Origin of the sequence: Nocardiopsis ganjiahuensis DSM 45031, assembly GCF_000341085.1 — a bacterium.
In the GTDB taxonomy this organism is placed as follows: Bacteria; Actinomycetota; Actinomycetes; order Streptosporangiales; family Streptosporangiaceae; genus Nocardiopsis; species Nocardiopsis ganjiahuensis.
In genome coordinates this window covers 187231-205162 of sequence record NZ_ANBA01000008.1, presented here as the reverse complement: position 1 = coordinate 205162, position 17932 = coordinate 187231, and the positions used below count along the sequence as shown (strand labels likewise).

Here is a 17932-nt window from a genome sequence, read left to right as displayed (position 1 = left end):
CGGGGGCGGAAGTGCTTTTCAGCTGATCCGCTGTCCGTTCCTGCGCATGGGGGCTCCCAGCAGCTGGTTGAGGTCCTCCTCGACCTGGGCCAGCAGATCCACGCCGAACACGCACAGCGTGCCCCGGCCGTGCGGGCCCTCCTCCCAGGGGTGCCCGAAGGTGCCCAGGCGCAGGTCCTTGGTGAGGTTGAGGACGTAGTCGCCGTTGGGGTAGGTGAACGCGGGGTGGCGGGGCTGTTCGGGGCCGCCGACCCGGTGCGGGTCGTACCGTTCGCCGATGTGCTGCCAGTCCAGGGCGTACAGGGACTCCCCCGGCAGGGTGTTGCGGCTGAGCCCGCGGCGCACCGTGCGGTCCAGTTCGGTGCGGCGCCCGGGGTGTTCGGTGATCCTGTGGAGCGGCCAGGTCACCGAGGGGGTGGGTTCGACGATGCCGGGGAAGAGTGTGGTGCTGGGGGCGAAGAAGAACCGTTCGGTGAAGCGGTCCCAGAGGTCGTGGTGTTCGGGGTCGTGGAAGAGCTGGGTGACCGGCCGGGTGGTGGTGGGGGCGCCGGGTGGGTCCCAGGTGTAGGTGCGCACGGTGGTGATCTCGCGGAACCCCGAGTCCAGGAGCAGTTCGTGCAGGTCCGGTTGGGCCCGGGGGTCGACCTCGGCGGCCATGAGGTGGGCCTTCGCGTGGCGCCACACCCACCATCCGTCCAGGACGCGGACCGAACCGGCCTGGCGGGCCCACTCCCCCAGGAACTCCGGGTGGGGCGCGGTCATCCCCTCCAGGACGACGAACGGTGTCCCGGTCCGCAGGGTGGCCCAGCTGGCCGCCCGTACCCGTGCCCCGTGCACCAGGGCGAGGGTGCGGTTCTCGAAGGAGACCCCGTCGGCCTCCTGCTCGGCCAGGGGGCGCCGGTGCGGCCCGGAGGCGGCGGCCAGTTCGCGGACCGCCTCGGCGCTGACCCGGTCGTCCTCCCTGAGGTGTTCGCCCGGTGCGGGTGCTACGGAGGGCAGATCGGAGAGTTCGGCGACCAGGACGGTGCGTTCGGGGCCCGGGGTGAACCCGGCCGCTTCCAGGGCCTGGGCCAGGGCGGGTGGGTCGTGGGCGTGCACCGGCCAGTACGCGGGTTCGGTGTGCGCCTCGAACCGGTCCCGTTGGCGGGCGACCAGAGCGGGCAGGTCCGTCTCCGGTGGCAGCGGGCCGTGGTCGATGCTGCCGTGGGTGCCGTAGTGGGTGCGGACCAGGCGGGCTCCGGTCAGTCGCGGGTCCCGCAGGTGGACCGCGCCGGCTCTGGGCGGTGAGGGGAGGTGACCGCGCAGATGGGTGTCGTAGGCATGGCGGAGGACGTGCATGTGGCAGCCAGAAGGAGGTCGAGAGGGCTGGGCTGAAGGGCGGGGTCGGAGGGGATCGACCGGTCGCCACAGCCGGACAGGGGCGGTGCAGGGGCGTCGGACAGCGTGAGCTGGAGGGGTGCCGACACTTCATTCTGTCAGGATCGGGTCACCGTGGGCGTAATCCCGGCGAGGCGTTACCGGTCCGGAAGCAGGGCCGCGGGTGTCCGATTGTCGGAGCCGGTCCGTAACCTCGCGGGTGCGTCCTGCGGCGCGTCGTCTCCCCACACGGACAGGACCGGATCGTGCGCCCTTGGGAACGTCTGAGCACGGCACTGCCGCCGGGGCGGGTCGTCTGCCTCGGGTTCGACACCCTGAGCGTAAGCGTGAGCGTTGCCGCGCTTGCCGCCACGCGGGAGGCGGCTCTGGGCGTGGCGGTCGAGCACTTCGCGTTCTGCCCGGACAACGTCCGGCAGCTGAGCGGAGGACGCCCCCTGGAGGCCTACGCCGATGGCCTGATCGGGGAGTCGGCCTGCACCTTCTGGTGGGACTGACCGGCTGGTCCGGGCCGTTCCCCGCCCGGGTCAGCAGAAAGGCGGTCGACCTCGTCAAGGCGCGTGACACAGAAGGTGTCCAAGATCGCGTCGGCAATCAGCGGAGGCAGATCATCGACCGGGCGATGTATCCCGAGTTGCGCCTCGATCTCATCTGCGATCACAGCGGCGAGTTCACGAGCGACTGCGTACTTGTCCATCGCACCATCCTTCTCTGTGCTACGCGGGCAGAGCCCGAAACGGGCCGGGGTCGATGGTGCTGTGAGCGTGATCGGCTTCGTCATGGTGACCGTTAGCGCCAAGTCCCCGGAGGGGCGGGGAGGGCAGGTACATCGCACCCACGTGCACGGCGATGACCGGCCCGGCCGCGCCCACCGAGTGGCCGCAGTCGGCCATGTGGAGGGAGCATGGTAGAGACTCGGACGGTGGCGAGCTGGGAACCACAGGGGAGGCAGATCACTGGATCAACGACTCCTGCCAGTCCAGATCCCCTGCCCTGTCCCCGTGGTCCCCGGCGGTGCTCGCTTCCCGGGCCCGGACCGTTCCCCGTTCGGATCAGCCCTCGCGGCGGGCGGCGTTGGCAGCGAAGGCCTCACGCAGGTAGAGGCTCAGCCCCTGGCCGTAGGCGTCGATCGTGGCGGTGAAGCGCTCGTCGTCCACATAGAGCTGACCCAGGCCCCGGTGGATCTCGGGGGTGCAGTCGTAGTAGTGGCGGCTGATGTGCGCGCGGTGCTGTTCGGCCAGGTCGGTGACGGTGTCGCTGTCCGCGGGGAGGCCGTCGTTCATCGCCTGGGCGAGGGCGCGGCAGATCTCGTCGGCCTCGGCCTTGATCCGCTGCCAGTCCTGCTTGGTGTAGGAGCTGGTGCGGCCCTGGGACTGGGCGAAGCCTCCGTTGCCACAGTCGCCCCAGCGCTGGCGGGCCTCCTCGGCGTGTGCGTTGACGTCGAAGTCTCCGAAGACCTCGAACTGTTCTTCTGGGGTCAGGCTGGTGCCCATGTGTTCCGCCTCCATCATTTTCTGCAGGGTGTGCGCGACGCTGCGCAGGTGGTCGATGCGTTCGTTGACCAGCCGGTGTTGGCGGGCCAGGTGGCTCCGTGGGTCGGGGTCGTCGAGGAGTTCACCGATCCGCTCCAGGGGAAAGCCCAGTTCGCGGTAGGTGAGGATCCGGTGCAGGCGGTCCAGGTCCGCCTCGGAGTAGAGGCGGTAGCCGGTGGGTGTGCGCTCGGCCGGGACGAGGAGTCCGATCCGGTCGTAGTGGTGCAGGGTGCGCACGGTCTGTCCGGTGATCCGGGCGACCTCGCCGACGGTGTGGCCCACGGTGCGCCTTCCGTTCTCTGTGGTGGTCCCGCCCCGAGTGGGTTCCGGGTTCGGGTCGTGCTGCTGGTTGCGGCCTCGTGTGCGATGTCGCTCCCGGTGCCGTGGTGACGAAGCTAGGGCCCTACGTAGCGTCAGGGTCAAGCGGCGCGCGGAGGGGCGTGCGGAGGCGGCCGGTGTGGTGGCGCCCACAAAACCGAACGGGATTCGGGTTTGGTGTGGCCAGGGTTCCTACTGGCCGGTAACCTTGCCCTATGAGCCTTGACCACCCCGCCGAGGGCTACGAGTTCGACCAGGACACCCGGGTCGAGAAGCGAGCCGACGGCGAGTTCACAGCCACCCTCACCGACGGCTGGACCACGTTCACCTCGCACCCCAACGGCGGTTACGTCCTGGGAACGGCGCTCAACGCCCTGGGCCAGACCCTCGCCCAGCCCGACCCCCTCGTGGTCTCCGCCTTCTACCTGCGCCCCGCCGCCCCCGGCGAGGCCCTGCTGCGCACCGAGACCATCCGAGAGGGCCGCCGCACGGCCACCGGCGCCGTCGTGTTGGAACAGGGCGGCAAGGAGATCGTGCGGGCCACCGCCACCTACGGCGACCTCGCCACCGAGGGCCGGGAACTGCACCTGGAGGGCCCGCCGGAGCTGCCCGCCCCCGAGGACTGCCACCTTCCCCCGGAGTTCGCCGGGAAGCCGGAGGGCGTGAGCATCGCCCACCGCGTCGAGTACCGCTACCCCGAGCGTCCCGGATGGCTGGACGGCAAGAAGGACGGCCGCCCCCAGGGCGACTTCTGGATGCGCTTCGCCGACGGCCGCGACGCCGACGTGCACTCCCTGCCCGCCATGGTCGACTTCGCGGTCCCGGCGGTTCTGGAGATCGGTGAGTTCAGCACCATCACCGTGGAACTGACCACCCACATCCGGGCCAGGCCCGCCCCGGGCTGGCTGGCCTGCCGGGTCTGGACCAAGCACGTCTCCCACAGCCTCCACGAGGAGGACATGGAGATCTGGGACAGCCAGGGCACCCTGGTCGCCCAGGCCCGCCAGCTGGCCATGCTGATCTGACCTGTCCTGACCCACCCCCGGGCCGCCGCTCCCAGCCGAGCCGCGGCCCGTCGTGCTTCTCCGCCCCGGTCGTGGGGGGCGCCGAGCGCGCCCGGCGACGCCGTCCCCACCCCACGGGTTATGACGCTCTTCTGCTTTGGGCGAGCCGCTGAAGCTGCCCTGCGTGGATGTCGCTCACCCACTCCCAGCCAGGCTGAGGCGAGTTGACCCGCGGGTCGTCGCAAACACCGCCGTCACGCAGGGCATGTACGTACGCGCGGTCCTGTTCGATCCGTGCGTGTACCTGATCAGCTCCGCAGACGGACCCGTGACCGGGGATGAGGACATCGACGCCGTCCGCCATGTCCTCGAGCACTCGCAGCCCGACGAGGTAGTCCTCGACCGGGTCATGGGTGCCGTTGAAGTCGTCGAGCATCGGAACGAAGACATCAGACAGCATGTCGCCGGCCACGAGCACCCCGCGTTCCCCGATCAACAGAGCCGCATGGCCCGGGGCATGCGCCGGGTGCTCGACAATCCGGACTTCAGGGCCGTCCCAGGGAATCTGCACAGTTCCGGCAGGCAGACCGGTGATGAGGCCGTAGAGGTCCAGCGGTGTCTCCTCGGCGATTTCCGGCGGTAGCCCTTCGGCGGCGCGGGCCTTCCAATCCGCGTTTGAGCGCACCTCTCGCATGTCAGCCGCGCAGCGGGCTGTGCCGTAACGGGGCACTTCGCCGAGGTCGGCGTGCCAGAGCACGTGATCCCAGTCAGGATGCGTCGAGAAGCCTGCCACGACGGACAGGCCCATCTCGGACAGGTCGTTCGCAAGGCAGGTCAGTTCGTCGTCGGTAAGTCCGGGGTCGACCAGCAACACGCCGGCCTGGCCTTGCACGACAACGGCGTTGTTCTGGAGTAACTCGCTTTGGTGGATCAGCACACCCTCCGCGACCTGCGTCAGCATGGCAGCCCTGCCTTTCTTCGTGGGTTGATCGAGCCATTCGCAGACAGCTCGGTGAGGTCGGTGATCGTGTAGTCGCCACTGCCGTTCACACGAGACGCTCGGCGGGGTGAGCGCTCCAACGAAGAAGAGCGGCAGTGACGCCGGTGCCACGGAGCCAGAACCCGGCATCGCGTTCGAGGGTCGGCCCCGGCTCGCCACTGCGCAGCTCCAGCTGTACCCGGAAACGGGTGACGAGGCAGAACGCGTCGTGCCACTCCTCCGCGATCACGGCGATACGCGCGCCGCCGCGCAACGTGAGCGTCCGCACCGGGACTACTCCGTGCCGTCGGCCGGCAGGTGCGCCGGCAGCCCGAGCCGCGGGAACCGGTCGTCGTGGAACGTGAGGATCTCGGTGATCGCCCCGCCGGTGACGCGCAGGACGTCGATGGTCAGCGGCAGGTACGCGCCCTCCTGCTGCTGCCAGAGGTAGAAGGCGAGGGCGGGCTGCCGGTTCACGGTGGTCTGGACGGCGCGCAGGCCCTTCATGCCCTCGAAACTGCTCTCGGCCAAGTAGTTCACCACCGTGTCGCGGCCGACATGCAGGCCCGGCGTGGGCGGCATCGAGAAACGGACGTCGTCGCGCAGCATCGAGGCGAGCGCCGTGACGTCCGTGGAGACGCTGGCATCGGTGTAGCGGCGCACCAGCTCACGCGTTCGGGTGTCCTCCTCTCCACCGGTCCAGTCCTGCCGCTCGGAGGGCAGGTGCTCCCGCATGCCGGCACGGGCCCGCTGCAGCGCGCTGTTCACGGAGTTGACGGAGTCCCCCAGGAGCTCAGCGACGTCCTTCGCCGGCCAGCCGAGCACATCCCGCAGGATCAACACGGCCCGCGGGCGCGGCGCGAGGGGCTGGACCGCGACCAGGTAGGCCAGCTCGATCGTCTCCCGCGCGACGGCGACGGCCTCCGGCTCCTCCGCGTCGCCCGCGGGCAGCTCATCGAGCAGCCGGTCCGGGTAGGGCTGCAGCCACAGCACCTCGCCGCCGGTCGCAGGCTCCGGGCGGCGCTTGGCGAGCAGGTCCAGGCAGGCGTTGGTGGCGATCCGATACAACCAGGCCCGGAACGTCGACCGCCCCTCGAAGGTCTCCCGCCGCCGCCAGGCACGCATGAACGTCTCCTGCACGGTGTCCTCGGCGTCCTCGAACGACGCGAGCATCCGGTAGCAGTGCACGTGCAGCTCCCGCCGGTGCCGCTCCGCAAGCCCCGAGAACGCCGGCTCGTCGACCTCGCCCAGACCGCTCACGTCCATCTCCTCCAGTCGCGTGGCCGCACCCATCACGTCATCCTTCCGTCTCAGCGTGTCCCGGCACAGGTATGACGGGTGCGGGCGCGAAAACTCATCACTTCGTCGCCGGCTTTCGATAACTGCGTTACCGGAGGTCAGAACCGGGCGATACCGGGGCGAACCACTCCGGATCGCTGGACCACTCGAAAGTTCCGCATTGGTCCACCTCCTGACCTGCGGAAACTCTAGGCCGTTGCCGCGGTCCGTGCGGGTGCGGCTTCGGCGGTGCCGGTGCCCTCAGGGCGCCGGGGAGGCTCGAACCGCTCGCGCAACTGGTCCAGGAGAGCCAGGGTCTCGGGCGACAGTCCTGAGGCGCGGACTGAGCGGGACGTGCTCTTCGTGCCCGGCGCGGCGGCGGGCGCGCGCTCACCACCGTTGAGGGAGACGAGCATCCGTGCCCGTAGCTCCGGGACCAGGGCGGCTTCCGCAGAGCCCACGGGAGGATCCGAAGACTCCGGCTCAGGTGTGCTCCGGGGTGCGCGCTGGGTCGGTGCGGCTGCTCCCCGCCCGGGTTCGGGCATGATCTGGCCGGGTGTCGACCGGCACGGCTCACCGCAGATCGCGCAGTTGCCACCGGGGATGTTGCGCGTGCGGTCGTGCACGGGGCAGGTGCCGGTGGCCCGCCCCAGGCTGTCCAGCCGGAACTCCTCGGGCCCGGTGGAGGCCTCGTCCCCGCCCGAGCCCGGACCCGGGGTCGTCCGCGGGGGCGAGGTGTGGATGCCTCGTCCCAGTGAGCCGTTGAGGAAGTCCAGTGCGTACGTGAGGTCGCCCAGCCGCCGCATCAGCGCCGGGAAGGGGCGGCGCAGCCGTTCCATCCCGGAGAACAGGGCGCGCACGTCGGCCTCGCTCAGCCCTTGGCGCAGGAGTTTCTCCACGGCCAGTGCCAACAGGTCCCGGTCTTTCTCCGGAGAGGCCAGGAACGAGTTGGGTATGCGATTGATGAGGCCGAAGATTCCGGTCCGTGGCTTTTGTCGATTTTGTTCTCCTGTACTTGAGGTGCCACGGACGGAACTGTCCACCTCGGCTTCAGAACCGTCTCCAGGGAAACAGTCTGTGGGTCGATCTGAGCTGGGGGTGGGTTCAGTCTGAGCTGGGGTCGGGCGGCGTTTCAGGGGCGGACGATTGTGCGCGGTGAGGGGCTCCTCCCCCAGCTGTGCGCGGCAGGCGTTGATCTCTTCGAGCACCGACTCGGAGTAGTCCTCAGCCGGAACGAGGAGCTCCAGCACGCACGGCAGCCGGTAGGGGGAACGGCCCTTCCGGATGTCCTCGGCGAAGAAGTCGATGGTCTCCGAGCGCGTGAGCTTGCGAACGATGCCCGCTTCGACCAGGTCGTCGATGGCGCGCTTGAGGCTGCTGACACTCAGCGTGCCGCTGGAGCGCTGGGCCAGGTTCTCCAGGAGGAAGAAGCACCAACGGCCGTCGGCGTCGACCGCGTTGGCGATGGCCATCAACGCCGCCAGTGAGCGCAGCGTGGGCAACTGCCCCTTGCTGAAGACCTGCAGGACCCAGATCGGGAGGATGAACCCGATGCCCTTGAATGCGCCTTGGGGGCGCTTACGGGGCGGAGAGAACCCAGCCGAATCCGGGGTTTCGGCTGTGCTGCAGGGATGCGTGAGGGTAGACTCCACGACGAGTCGCCTTCCTGGTGCTTTCAGGGAGTGGCTCAGTCGACAAACCTGTTGGTGCAGGCGTCGGCCACAACCCGACCGGGTGTTGTCGCACCGGGTCGGGTTTTTCTTTTCGCGCCCCAACCTAGCGGCCCGAACAAGAGTTCGTCGGGTTTTCTCTCAAATCCCCGTACGGGAAAAACAACCCACAGAACCAAGAAGTCGCATTTGTCCCTTGCTGTGATAGCGCGCCACCGCAGCCCGCAATGTCGACGACGGGACACGTGTGGAAATCATGGAGAGGGCCGGTGGGTCAGGGCCGCCGTGAATCGGGACTGGACTGGGCCCTGTATGACTGGCCGGGGCCCGGTTCCGGTCACGACGGTTCCCGGCACACCGGCCCCCTCCGCGCTACGCCTGCTCGCCTATCCCTCCTCGTCCCCGGTCCGCTTCACCAGGCGTTCGTGGCGCTGGCGGGCGGCTTGGGCGGTGCCCAGCCCCAGACCGAAGGCCAGCTCCTGCCAGGTCATGCCGCGGCCCTTGGCCATGGTGAGCAGGCCCGCCTCCATCTGGTCGAACTCCGCGCGCGCCCACGGCACCAGGGTCAGCGCGGCGGTCAGGTCGCCCTGGTCGACGGCCGGAGCTCCTTCGTCGGGAACGGCGCTGCCCGCGGCCAGGTCGGAGACACGGCGGATCGCCTCGTACGGCGGCATCGGCATTCGCCGCTCCGTCCAACGGACGCGGTCCTCGCCGCTGGCATGCCGTTCGGTGATGCGGAAGAGGGCCTCGTGTGTGCGCTGGCGCCGGGCCTGTTCGGGGTCGGGCTGGGTGAAGGGATCCTGTGGTTCGGCCATGACTCCACTGTGCGTTGTCAACTCACAGTTGTCAACTGTTTCTTGTCAACACTAAGTGTTGAACAGATCATTCAAAAACTTGGTGTCGGGCACCTCGGAAGGTGGACAATCCCCTCATGCCCTCCCTGCCGGCGAGCCCCGCACCCCTCCCCCACGTCCACCGGATCACCAAGTACGACCCGGCCCACCGCGACGCCCGGGGTCGCTACACCGGCCCGGAGGACACCGTCAGCGACCACGGTCCGGTTGAAGCCGCCTACCTGTCCTCGATCGCCGCGCTCGCCGAGGCCAGCGGCATCGACCACCTGGAGATCCGCGAGCCCGAACTGCCCGGCCTCGTGCACTTCGGGCTCGAACCGACGATCGAGGGGAACGGTCTGGACGAGCTCCTCGACCCCACCGATTTCCACGACGGCGCCCGGGTCGCCCTACCGGTCGCCCTGGAGCTGGTCCGCGCCATGCTGCGCGACCACGGTCTGTGGTGCCGTCTGGAGGCCGAGGGCCGCTTCGCCGTGCACGTGGGTTGGGACCAGTACGTCTACGTCGGCACCGCCCTTCCCTGCACGGAGGCCCTGGCGCGCGTCCGTGGACTCGGGTTGTTCGCCGAGCCGCTCGACATCTCCCCCTACGACGCGTCTCTGGACTCCGAGCCCGGGCGGCAGCGCCCCGCCGACAACGGCTTCTGGGCCGAACTGCGCCACTACGTCTCCAACGCGCAGGCCGGACTGCTCGAGGAGGGGTACGCCGGCAACGCCTCCCGCTGGCACCGCCTCACCGAGGACACGCTGGAGGAAGTGCGCACTCGACTCGTACCCCGCTCCCGCCTGGCCGTGTGGCCCGGACTGTCCGAGGACGTGGCGGCCGTCCTGGCCGGACTGCCCGAGGAAGGGTTGACGGAGGTGGTCTGGGAGGACAGCCGCGGGCACATCTCCAGTGTCACCGTGGACGGGGAGGACCGCTCGGAGCTCGTCAGGCTCCTGTCCGGCTCCCGGGGCGCCCTGGCCCTGTCCGTCTACCAGGACGAGGATCCCCCGCTGCTCGCCGGGGTACTGCCGGACCCCGACGGTGTGTTGCGCGCCCGTTGGCGCACCGCCCCCTGCCCGGGCGACTGAACCCCTCTCGGGCTCCCCGGTGCGCGGCTGCGCCCGCGTCGCCCGCACTCTCTCCCTCCGCTCCTTCAGTGTCCGGCGCGCGTGGCTCGTACCGCCCGGGCGGTGCGCCCCTTCCAGAGCACTCCCTGCCCGGGTGAGAACAGGTAGGCCAGGGTGAACGCGATCGCCTGGGCCAGCACGATGCAGCCGCCGGTGGACACGTTCAGGTGGAAGCTCGTGAAGACCCCTGTCACGGCCGCCGCGAAGGCGATCGCCGCCGAGATCATCAGCATCCGCTCGAAGCGGTCGGTGAGCAGGTAGGCGGTGGCGCCCGGGATGATCACCATGGCCACGACCAGGATGATGCCCACGGCCTGCAGCGCCACCACCACCGTCACCGACAGCAGCCCCAGCAGCAGGGTCTCCAGCAGGCGCGGGTTGACGCCGATGGCGTGGGCGTGGACCGGGTCGAAGGCGTACATGGTCAGGTCGCGGTGCTTGTACCAGACCACGGCCAGCACCACGGCGGCCAGGAGCAGCACCTGGAGAATGTCGCCGTCGGAGACCCCCAGGACGTTGCCGAACAGGATGTGGCCGAGGTCGGTCTGGCTGGGCACCCGCGAGATCATCACCAGGCCCAGGGCGAACATGGCGGTGAAGACCACACCGATCACCGCGTCCTCCTTGACCCTGGAGGTGCGGTTGACCACCCCGATCAGGGCCACCGAGCCGCCCCCGAAGATCAGGGCGCCCAACGCGAAGGGCATCCCGAACATGTAGGAGAGCACCACGCCGGGCAGGACCGCGTGCGAGACGGCGTCGCCCATCAGCGACCAGCCCACCAGGGTCATCCAGCAGGAGAGCACGGCGCAGACCACGCCCGCGACCACGCTCACCAGCAGTGCGCGCTGGACGAACTCGAACTGCATCGGCACCGTGAACCACTCCACGAGCGCTGTCAGGGCGTCCACGAGCGTCCCTCCTCACTGGGGTGGATGCCGAACGCCTCCAGGAGCACGTCCGGTTCCAGCACCTCCTCGGGTGTGCCGTGCGCGATCACCCGGCGCTGCAGCAGCACGGCCTCGTCGCACAGCTCGGGCACCTGGGCCAGGTCGTGGGTGGACACCAGCAGGGTGTGTCCGGCCTGGCGCAGCTGCAGGAGCAGGTCGGTGATGGTGGCCTCGGAGCGTTTGTCCACGCCCGCGAAGGGTTCGTCCAGCAGGAGCACGTCGGCGTCCTGGGCGATGGCGCGCGCCACGAAGGCGCGTTTGCGCTGGCCACCGGAGAGCGCGCCGATCTGGCGGTCGGCCAGCCCGGTGAGGTCGGTGCGGAGCAGGGCGTGCTCGACGGCCTCGCGGTCGGCGGGGCGGGGGCGGCGCCTGCGTCCCATGTGGCCGTAGCGGCCCATCATGACCACGTCGCGCACCCGGACGGGAAAGGCCCAGTCCACCTGCTCCGACTGGGGAACGTAGCCGACCAGTCCCTTGCGGCGGGCGGCGGTGTTGCCCATGCCCAGGATGCGGACCCGGCCGCGATCGGCGGTGACCAGGCCGAGCACGGTCTTGAACAGGGTGGACTTGCCCGAGCCGTTCATGCCGAGCAGCCCGCACACCCGGCCGGGCTCCACGGACAGGTACACGTCGTCCAGGGCGAGGACGTCCCCGTAGCGGACGGTGGCTCCGGTGACCTCGATGGCGGCCGTCACTTCGGTTCCCCCTCACTCACCGGTCAGTCCGGCGACGATGGCCTCCGCGTCGTGGCGGAGCAGGTCGAGGTAGGTGGGCACGGGGCCGTCGGGCTCGGAGAGGGAGTCGACGTAGAGGGTTTCGCCCATGGCGGCGTCGGTCTCGCGGATCACCGAGCGCTGGGCGCTGTCGTTGACGGTGCTCTCGCAGAACACGGCGGGCACCTCGTTGGCGCGGACGAACTCGGAGACGGCGGCGATCTGCTGGGGGGTGCCCTCGCGTTCGGCGTTGACCGGCCACAGGTACTGCTCGGTCAGTCCGGCGTCGCGGGCCAGGTAGGAGAAGGCGCCCTCGCAGGTGACCAGGGCGCGGGAGGAGTCGGGGACCTCGGCGAGCTCGGTCTCCAGGTAGGCGCCGACCTCGGCGATCTCTGCCTTGTAGGCCTCGGCGGCCTCGCTGAACTCCGCCTCGCCCCCGGGGTCGAGTTCGGTGAGGGCGTCGCGGATGTTGTCGACGTAGACCAGGGCGTTGTCGGGGGACATCCAGGCGTGCGGGTTGGGGTCGCCCTCGTAGCCGCCCGAGGCCACGGGGATGGTGTCCACGCCCTCGCTCAGGACGGCGGTGGGCGCGTCCACGCGTTCGGTGAACTGCCGGAACCAGGCCTCCAGGCCGAGGCCGTTCTCGAGGATGAGGTCGGCGTCCTGACCGCGCACCAGGTCGTCGGGGGTGGGCTCGTAGCCGTGGATCTCGGCTCCGGGCCTGGTCAGGGAGGCGACGTCCACGCGGTCGTCGGCGATGTTCTCGGCCATGTCGGCGATGACGGTGAACGTGGTCAGGACGAGGAGGCGGTCGTCGTCGCGGGTCTGCCCGGAGGACGTGGAGCAGGCGCTCAGAGCGAGGGAGAGGGTGATCGCCGGGATCACCCTCGACCAGGTCTTTGAGGGCAGCCTATCTCTAGAGTTCGGCACACCTAACTTTTTACCACAAGCTGGTCAAACTATGCGCCGGTCAGTCGCGCGTCAGGCTTGTGGACCGCTGTGAGGTGTGGGCGCGGCGGCCGCCGACCCGAACCCCCGAGGCCGCCCTCTGCTTCATCGCTGGGTGAACGCGTAGGTCCGGACGGGGTCGAGGTGCAGTTCGTAGGGTCCGAAGCAGTCGGCCGCCAAGGTCGCGACCCGGACACCGCAGGCGCAGGCCCGGTTGGGCCCTTCGCCGCCTGTCGGCCCGCAGCAGCCTTGGCTGTTCTCCCCGTCGGGCAGGGGCTGGAGGTGGGCGGCGTCGTCGGGATGCACCAGAACGGTGTGCCGTGTGCCCGCTGAGACGACGAAGCCTTCTTCGTGAGAGACCAAAGGTCCGCGCGCATGAGCCGGCTTCGGGTTCTCCTGATCGTCCTGCACCACGTAGGGAGGCCCCCAGGGCTCGGAGTCGATCACATAGTGGCCGCGTGGAACGGTGGACGGCGCCCGGCGGGTGTCCTTGTCCCGGTCGTGCTCGTTGCCCGAGACATCGGGGACGGCGGTGAGCTCGGCCAGCTCCGGCGTGATCGTGGTACCGCACTTGGAACAGAGGAAGACGGTCATCCCTGGAGAATAGGGATCATCCGGCTGAGAAGCCCACGACCCGCCCCGACGGATGTGCGCGGCAGGGGGCGAACCTTCCTAGAATGGGCGCTTCGACGTGAGATCCCCCGCTGTGTCCCCGCACCGCCGCGTCGCCCGTTCACCCGACCCCCACCCCATCAGGAGCCCCCAGGTGGTCCATCCCCACCGCACGCTGCGTGAACGCTACGAACTCGTCTCCGAGGTCGGACGGGGCGGAATGGGCAGGGTCTGGCGAGCGCACGACACCGGGCTCAACCGCACGGTGGCGGTCAAGGAGATCCTGCTCGGACCGGGGCTGGACGAGGCCGAGCGCGCCCGGGTGGCGGCGCGGACCCGGCGCGAGGCGCAGGCCACCGCGATGGGCCAGCACCCCAACATCGTCACGGTCCACGACATCGTCGAGGACGACGGGCGCCCCTGGATCGTCATGGAACTCCTCGACGGGGACTCCCTGCACCGCCTGGTACGCGACCGGGGCCCGGCACCGGCCGAACGGGTCGCGGCCTGGGGATCGGCCCTGCTCGACGCACTCACCACCGCGCACGCCCAGGGCATCACCCACCGGGACGTCAAGCCCGAGAACGTGATGGTCACCGCCTCCGGGCGGGTGGTGCTCACCGACTTCGGCATCGCCACCATCGTCGACACCGCCGCGGTCACCCAGACCGGCGGCGTGCTGGGTTCCGCCGCCTACGTGGCCCCCGAGCGGCTCGCCTCCGAACCGGCGACCCCGGCCAGTGACCTGTGGTCGCTGGGAGCCACCCTCTACCACGCGGCCACGGGGGTCTCCCCGTTCCAGCGCGAGGGCGTCCCGGCGACCCTGCACGCGGTGCTCAGCGCCGACCCGCCCGAGGCCCTGCCCGGGCCGTTGGGCGAGGCGATCGGCGGGCTGTTGGCCAAGAACCCCGCCGAGCGCCTGGACGCACGGGGCTGCCAAGAGCTGCTGGCCGCCGCGGCCCGGGGCGAACACTCGGGCGGGTGGACGGGAGGACTCCACCGGCCGCCCCCGGCCCCGGGAGGTACGGGCACCCAGGGCATGCCCGCCCCCACCCTGGCCGCCGTCCCACCGACCGCTCCCGCCACCCCGACCGGGCGCCCCCGTCGCCTGTCCTGGCCGGTGGTGGTGCTCACTCTGGGGCTGGCCGCGGTGGTGGCGGCGGCCGTCCTGGTCGTCGTCAACCCCTGGGCCGAGGGCGGAGAGGAACCCGGCCAGGCCGGGCAGGACGTATCGGCCTCCTCGCCCTCACCCGAGGCGGACCCCACGGGGCAGGCCGCGGAGGAGCAGACGAACGAGACGACCGCGCAGACGGCGGACGAGGAGCCCGCCGCGCCCGGCATGACCTGGACCCGGGACCCCGAGGGCTTCTCCCTGCTGGTCCCCGACGGCTGGATCCGGCGCACCGACGGCGCCAGCGTCTTCTACGACTCCCCCACCAGCAACGCCTACCTGCAGGTCGACCGCACCCCCCACTCCACCGACGACGAGTACGCGCACGTGGTGGAGCAGGAGAACGCCTCCGTCGAGGGCAACCGGCTGCCCTCCTACGAGCGGATCAGGCTGGAGGACGTCACCGACCGGACGTCCTTCGCCTCGGCCGCCGACTGGGAGTTCACCTGGGACCGGGGCGAGGGCACCTGGCGGCTGCTGGCCCGCAACATCGCCGTGGCCGAGGGAGGCGACTACTACACGCTGGCGTGGAGCTCCTCCGAGAGCGTGTGGGCCGAGGACGAGCAGTGGCGCGACCACGCGGTCGACTCCTTCGACCCCGCCTGAACCGACCGCGCCGGTCTTCGGGGGAAACGGCCCGGACCCGCCGTACCCGCGTCGCGCACGCGATCCGGCGCCGAGAACCGTCCCATTCGGCTCCGGGGACCCGTGAACCCGGGTAGCCTCGATCCGTTCGGCCCGGACGGCAGCAGGAGGTTACGTGGTGGCCCACACCTGGACCGCGATCGACTTCGAGACCGCCAACCAGGACCGAGGCAGCGTCTGCGCCGTCGGCCTGGTCCGGGTGAGCGAGGGACGGGTGGTGGACCGGTTCAGCACCCTCATCCGCCCACCGGAGCCGGTGTCCTTCTTCTCCCGCCACAACACCGCCGTGCACGGCATCACCGCCGCCGACGTCACCGGCGCACCCACCTGGGAGACGGTGCGCGGGCAGGTGCTGGAGTTCGCCCAGGGCGGCGCGCTGGTGGCGCACAACGCCGCCTTCGACATGGGGGCGCTGCGCCAGGCCTGCGCCCACACCGGCCAGGCGCTGCCCGCCCTGGACTACGCCTGCACCCTGGCCCTGTCCCGGCGCACCTGGGATCTGCCCGACCACCGCCTGCCCACGGTGTGCGCGCACGTCGGACACCAGATCACCCAGCACCACCGGGCCGACGCCGACGCCGAGGCGGCCGCGCACATCATGATCGCGGCCATGCTCCGCTACGGCACCAGCTCCCTGCCCGAGCTCACCCGTGCCGCGGGCATGCGCCTGAACCGTCTGGAGGAGATCCGGGCGGTCTCCGTCCCGGTCGCCGCCCCCGCCCCGTCGGCGGCCCCCGCCATGGAGGACCGCTTCGGACGCTGGCAGCGGGTCGCGCAGTCCCCGCTCCCCGAGCCCTCCCCCGACGCCGACCCGGCCGGTCCGCTCTACGGGCGCACGGTGTGCGTCTCGGGCGACCTGCGGGCGATGGACAAGCCCGAGGTGTGGAAGCGCGTCGCCGAGGCCGGCGGCACCCCCGCCAAGAACGTCACCAAGAAGACCGACGTGCTGGTCGTGGGCGACAGCGACCACGGCGGCAAGACCTCCAAGCACAAGCAGGCCGAGGCCTACATGGCCAAGGGCCAGCGCATCGACATCATCACCGAGTCCGAGCTGATGGCCCGCCTGGGCATGGCCTCAGCCTGACCCCGTCCGCCCCCGACCGTACTCGGGCCCTGGACCGCGCCGAGGTCGAGAACCTGCTCACCCGGGAGGGGATCGGGCTGCGCGAGCGCACGCTATGGCGGCTGCTGTACGAATCGGCGGCACGCGCCGAGGAGGTGCTCGCCCTTGAACGTCGAGGATCTGGACCTGCGCAACCGCCGGGCGACATCGACGCCGGCTCGGGGCGGGCCCGGCTGTCCTATCGGCGGGCCGCCGAGCTGTTCAGCGCGGCCACCGGCGGTGCGACGCTGCACCAGCTGCGGCACTCGGCGCTCACCCACGCGGCCGAGGACGGCGCCAACACCGCCGTCCTGCTCGCCTGTTCCGGCCCTACCTCGGTGGCCTCCCTGGCCCGCTACGCTCGCGTCTCATCCGAAGCGCTCGCCGCCTGGCAGGCCGGGCACGACCCCGCCTCCCGCCGCCGCTGACGCCGGACTGGTCAGCCATCCTCGTCGTCGGCGTCCTCGTTCTCGCGGTGATCGGCTGCCGACTGCGCGGTCTCGCTGTCGGGGGCCTTCGCCGCGGCGGATCGGATGCGTTCTCAGCACTTGTCAAGCGAGCGGCTGTGAATCCGTTGGACCTTGCCGGCTGAGCGTGACCGCCCTCGCGTCCGGTCACAGAGCCTCCGCAAAAACCTGTTGGCGGACCACGGCGACCACTGCTACTTTTCTGGAGGCCGTGCGAGAGATCGAGGAGGTGGTACCCGTGAACGTATCGACATGGGTGCTCCCCTCCGGGGTCACGGTCGGACGATAGGTCGTCCGGGAGCGCCGTTCACGAGCACTCCCGAAAGGCACGACCGTGCGATTCACTTCCGAACAGCGCCTCGACGACGGCGTCCTCGAACGCGAATTCACCCTCGGCGAGATCCCCGGCATCCTGTGGACGCCCGAAACCGCATCCGCACCGGCCCCGCTGATCCTGGTCGGCCACCCCGGCGGACTGCGCAAGATGTACCCCCGGCTGGCGGGGCGGGCCCGGCACTCCGTGGCGGAGGGCTTCGCCGCGGCCACCATCGAGCTCCCCGGGGGCGGTGACCGGCCCCGTTCGGCCGCCGCGGAGAAGGCCCGCGCCGACCTGCACCGGGCGCTGACGGCCGGCGAGCCGGTCAACGACGAGATCGTCGACCGGCTTGTCCTCCCACTGGTGGAAAAGGCGGTCCCGGAATGGCGGGCCGCCCTGGACGCACTCCTTTCGCTGCCCGAGATCGGCGGCCCGGTCGGGTATTCGGGGGGAGTGATCTCCATCGGTATCCGGCTGGCGGTGGTCGAGCCGCGTATCTCGGCGGCCCTTCTGTTCGCCGGGAGCTTCCTACCCCGCGCCATGTTCGAGGAGGCCCAGCAGGTCACCATTCCGCTGCAGGTGCTGCTGCAGTGGGACGACGAGGGAAACGACCGGCAGTTGGCCTTGGACTTGTTCGACGCCTTCGGCTCCAAGGAGAAGACGCTGCACGCCAATATGGGCGGGCACACCGGCGTCCCGCACTTCGAGGGGGACGCCGGGAACCGGTTCTTCGCCCGCCACCTGAAGTGAGGCCGGGCCGTCAGGCCGACAGCAGGCGATAGGCGCTGTCGGCCAGGATGCCGTTCATCAAGGACAGGCCCCGGCCCTCCTCAATGGCGGTGGCCAGCAGATACACAACCGCCCCGATCGCGGTGGTACCGATCATC

General features: G+C 70.4%; 19 protein-coding genes. 7 read left to right on the top strand and 12 right to left on the bottom strand.

What is annotated here, in order from left to right:
• Positions 1–18 precede the first annotated feature (18 nt).
• A complete protein-coding gene (locus D458_RS0109590; RefSeq protein WP_017586521.1) occupies positions 19–1338 on the bottom strand; it encodes a DUF2716 domain-containing protein in 1320 nt (439 codons plus the stop codon).
• A gap of 284 nt (positions 1339–1622) precedes the next feature.
• Here D458_RS0109590 and D458_RS37515 point away from each other — a divergent pair, with 284 nt between their 5' ends.
• Positions 1623–1871, top strand: coding sequence for a DUF4253 domain-containing protein (locus D458_RS37515; RefSeq protein ID WP_017586520.1), 249 nt, complete (start codon positions 1623–1625; stop codon positions 1869–1871).
• Positions 1872–2426: 555 nt separating this feature from the next.
• Here the strand turns inward: D458_RS37515 and D458_RS0109580 are convergent.
• The gene (locus tag D458_RS0109580) at positions 2427–3188 is read right to left on the bottom strand and encodes a MerR family transcriptional regulator (protein WP_017586519.1); all 762 of its coding nucleotides are present in this window, start codon (positions 3186–3188) and stop codon (positions 2427–2429) included.
• 251 nt (positions 3189–3439) lie between these two features.
• Here D458_RS0109580 and D458_RS0109575 point away from each other — a divergent pair, with 251 nt between their 5' ends.
• Entirely contained in the window at positions 3440–4249 is an 810-nt protein-coding gene (locus D458_RS0109575) for a thioesterase family protein (RefSeq protein ID WP_017586518.1), read from the top strand.
• A gap of 118 nt (positions 4250–4367) precedes the next feature.
• Here D458_RS0109575 and D458_RS0109570 read toward each other — a convergent pair whose 3' ends face one another.
• The 5 genes from D458_RS0109570 to D458_RS0109550 form a co-directional block, all read right to left on the bottom strand.
• Positions 4368–5189 (bottom strand): MBL fold metallo-hydrolase, encoded by an 822-nt coding sequence (locus D458_RS0109570; protein ID WP_017586517.1) that lies wholly within the window; start codon positions 5187–5189, stop codon positions 4368–4370.
• Positions 5190–5274: 85 nt separating this feature from the next.
• Positions 5275–5496 carry a hypothetical protein gene (locus tag D458_RS0109565; RefSeq protein ID WP_017586516.1) on the bottom strand — a complete coding sequence of 74 codons (222 nt, stop codon included), beginning with the start codon at positions 5494–5496 and terminating at the stop codon, positions 5275–5277.
• 5 nt (positions 5497–5501) lie between these two features.
• Positions 5502–6500: an RNA polymerase subunit sigma-70 gene (locus D458_RS0109560; protein ID WP_017586515.1), complete on the bottom strand. Its 999-nt coding sequence runs from the start codon at positions 6498–6500 to the stop codon at positions 5502–5504.
• A gap of 194 nt (positions 6501–6694) precedes the next feature.
• Positions 6695–7987 (bottom strand): helix-turn-helix domain-containing protein, encoded by a 1293-nt coding sequence (locus tag D458_RS33270; RefSeq protein WP_017586514.1) that lies wholly within the window; start codon positions 7985–7987, stop codon positions 6695–6697.
• A 554-nt stretch (positions 7988–8541) separates the two neighbouring features.
• Complete coding sequence (locus tag D458_RS0109550; protein ID WP_017586513.1) at positions 8542–8970, bottom strand: hypothetical protein; 429 nt, start codon at positions 8968–8970, stop codon at positions 8542–8544.
• 116 nt (positions 8971–9086) lie between these two features.
• On the opposite strand from D458_RS0109550, the gene D458_RS0109545 reads away from it, so the two are divergent.
• Complete coding sequence (locus tag D458_RS0109545) at positions 9087–10082, top strand: hypothetical protein (protein ID WP_017586512.1); 996 nt, start codon at positions 9087–9089, stop codon at positions 10080–10082.
• A 65-nt stretch (positions 10083–10147) separates the two neighbouring features.
• Here D458_RS0109545 and D458_RS0109540 read toward each other — a convergent pair whose 3' ends face one another.
• The 4 genes from D458_RS0109540 to D458_RS0109525 all read right to left on the bottom strand — a co-directional run bounded on the left by D458_RS0109540 (position 10148) and on the right by D458_RS0109525 (position 13326).
• Entirely contained in the window at positions 10148–11032 is an 885-nt protein-coding gene (locus tag D458_RS0109540) for a metal ABC transporter permease (RefSeq protein ID WP_017586511.1), read from the bottom strand.
• The gene (locus D458_RS0109535) at positions 11020–11766 is read right to left on the bottom strand and encodes a metal ABC transporter ATP-binding protein (protein WP_017586510.1); all 747 of its coding nucleotides are present in this window, start codon (positions 11764–11766) and stop codon (positions 11020–11022) included. The genes D458_RS0109540 and D458_RS0109535 overlap by 13 nt, the downstream gene beginning before the upstream one ends.
• Positions 11767–11778: 12 nt before the next feature.
• A complete protein-coding gene (locus D458_RS0109530) occupies positions 11779–12714 on the bottom strand; it encodes a metal ABC transporter substrate-binding protein (protein WP_040702297.1) in 936 nt (311 codons plus the stop codon).
• Between the two features lie 123 nt (positions 12715–12837).
• Positions 12838–13326: a hypothetical protein gene (locus D458_RS0109525; protein ID WP_017586508.1), complete on the bottom strand. Its 489-nt coding sequence runs from the start codon at positions 13324–13326 to the stop codon at positions 12838–12840.
• Between the two features lie 172 nt (positions 13327–13498).
• Here D458_RS0109525 and D458_RS0109520 point away from each other — a divergent pair, with 172 nt between their 5' ends.
• The 4 genes from D458_RS0109520 (at position 13499) to D458_RS0109505 (ending at position 17795) form a co-directional block, all read left to right on the top strand.
• A complete protein-coding gene (locus D458_RS0109520) occupies positions 13499–15121 on the top strand; it encodes a serine/threonine-protein kinase (RefSeq protein ID WP_017586507.1) in 1623 nt (540 codons plus the stop codon).
• A 157-nt stretch (positions 15122–15278) separates the two neighbouring features.
• Positions 15279–16244 carry an exonuclease domain-containing protein gene (locus D458_RS0109515; RefSeq protein WP_026119149.1) on the top strand — a complete coding sequence of 322 codons (966 nt, stop codon included), beginning with the start codon at positions 15279–15281 and terminating at the stop codon, positions 16242–16244.
• 134 nt (positions 16245–16378) lie between these two features.
• Positions 16379–16690, top strand: a complete 312-nt coding sequence (locus D458_RS37510) for a site-specific integrase (protein WP_017586505.1) — start codon at positions 16379–16381, stop codon at positions 16688–16690.
• A 373-nt stretch (positions 16691–17063) separates the two neighbouring features.
• Positions 17064–17795, top strand: a complete 732-nt coding sequence (locus tag D458_RS0109505; RefSeq protein ID WP_017586504.1) for an alpha/beta hydrolase family protein — start codon at positions 17064–17066, stop codon at positions 17793–17795.
• Positions 17796–17805: 10 nt separating this feature from the next.
• On the opposite strand, the gene D458_RS37900 is transcribed toward D458_RS0109505, so the two are convergent.
• Positions 17806–17931: a hypothetical protein gene (locus D458_RS37900; RefSeq protein ID WP_017586503.1), complete on the bottom strand. Its 126-nt coding sequence runs from the start codon at positions 17929–17931 to the stop codon at positions 17806–17808.
• Position 17932: the final 1 nt, after the last annotated feature.

What these genes read in the sequence shown, in the direction of transcription:
- D458_RS37900 (WP_017586503.1), bottom strand. Translation starts at nt 17,931, where the DNA reads ATGATCGGTACCACCGCGATCGGGGCGGTTGTGTATCTGCTGGCCACC.
- D458_RS0109560 (WP_017586515.1), bottom strand. Translation starts at nt 6,500, where the DNA reads ATGGGTGCGGCCACGCGACTGGAGGAGATGGACGTGAGCGGTCTGGGC.
- D458_RS0109550 (WP_017586513.1), bottom strand. Translation starts at nt 8,970, where the DNA reads ATGGCCGAACCACAGGATCCCTTCACCCAGCCCGACCCCGAACAGGCC.
- D458_RS0109575 (WP_017586518.1), top strand. Translation starts at nt 3,440, where the DNA reads ATGAGCCTTGACCACCCCGCCGAGGGCTACGAGTTCGACCAGGACACC.
- D458_RS0109545 (WP_017586512.1), top strand. Translation starts at nt 9,087, where the DNA reads ATGCCCTCCCTGCCGGCGAGCCCCGCACCCCTCCCCCACGTCCACCGG.
- D458_RS0109525 (WP_017586508.1), bottom strand. Translation starts at nt 13,326, where the DNA reads ATGACCGTCTTCCTCTGTTCCAAGTGCGGTACCACGATCACGCCGGAG.
- D458_RS0109590 (WP_017586521.1), bottom strand. Translation starts at nt 1,338, where the DNA reads ATGCACGTCCTCCGCCATGCCTACGACACCCATCTGCGCGGTCACCTC.
- D458_RS0109570 (WP_017586517.1), bottom strand. Translation starts at nt 5,189, where the DNA reads ATGCTGACGCAGGTCGCGGAGGGTGTGCTGATCCACCAAAGCGAGTTA.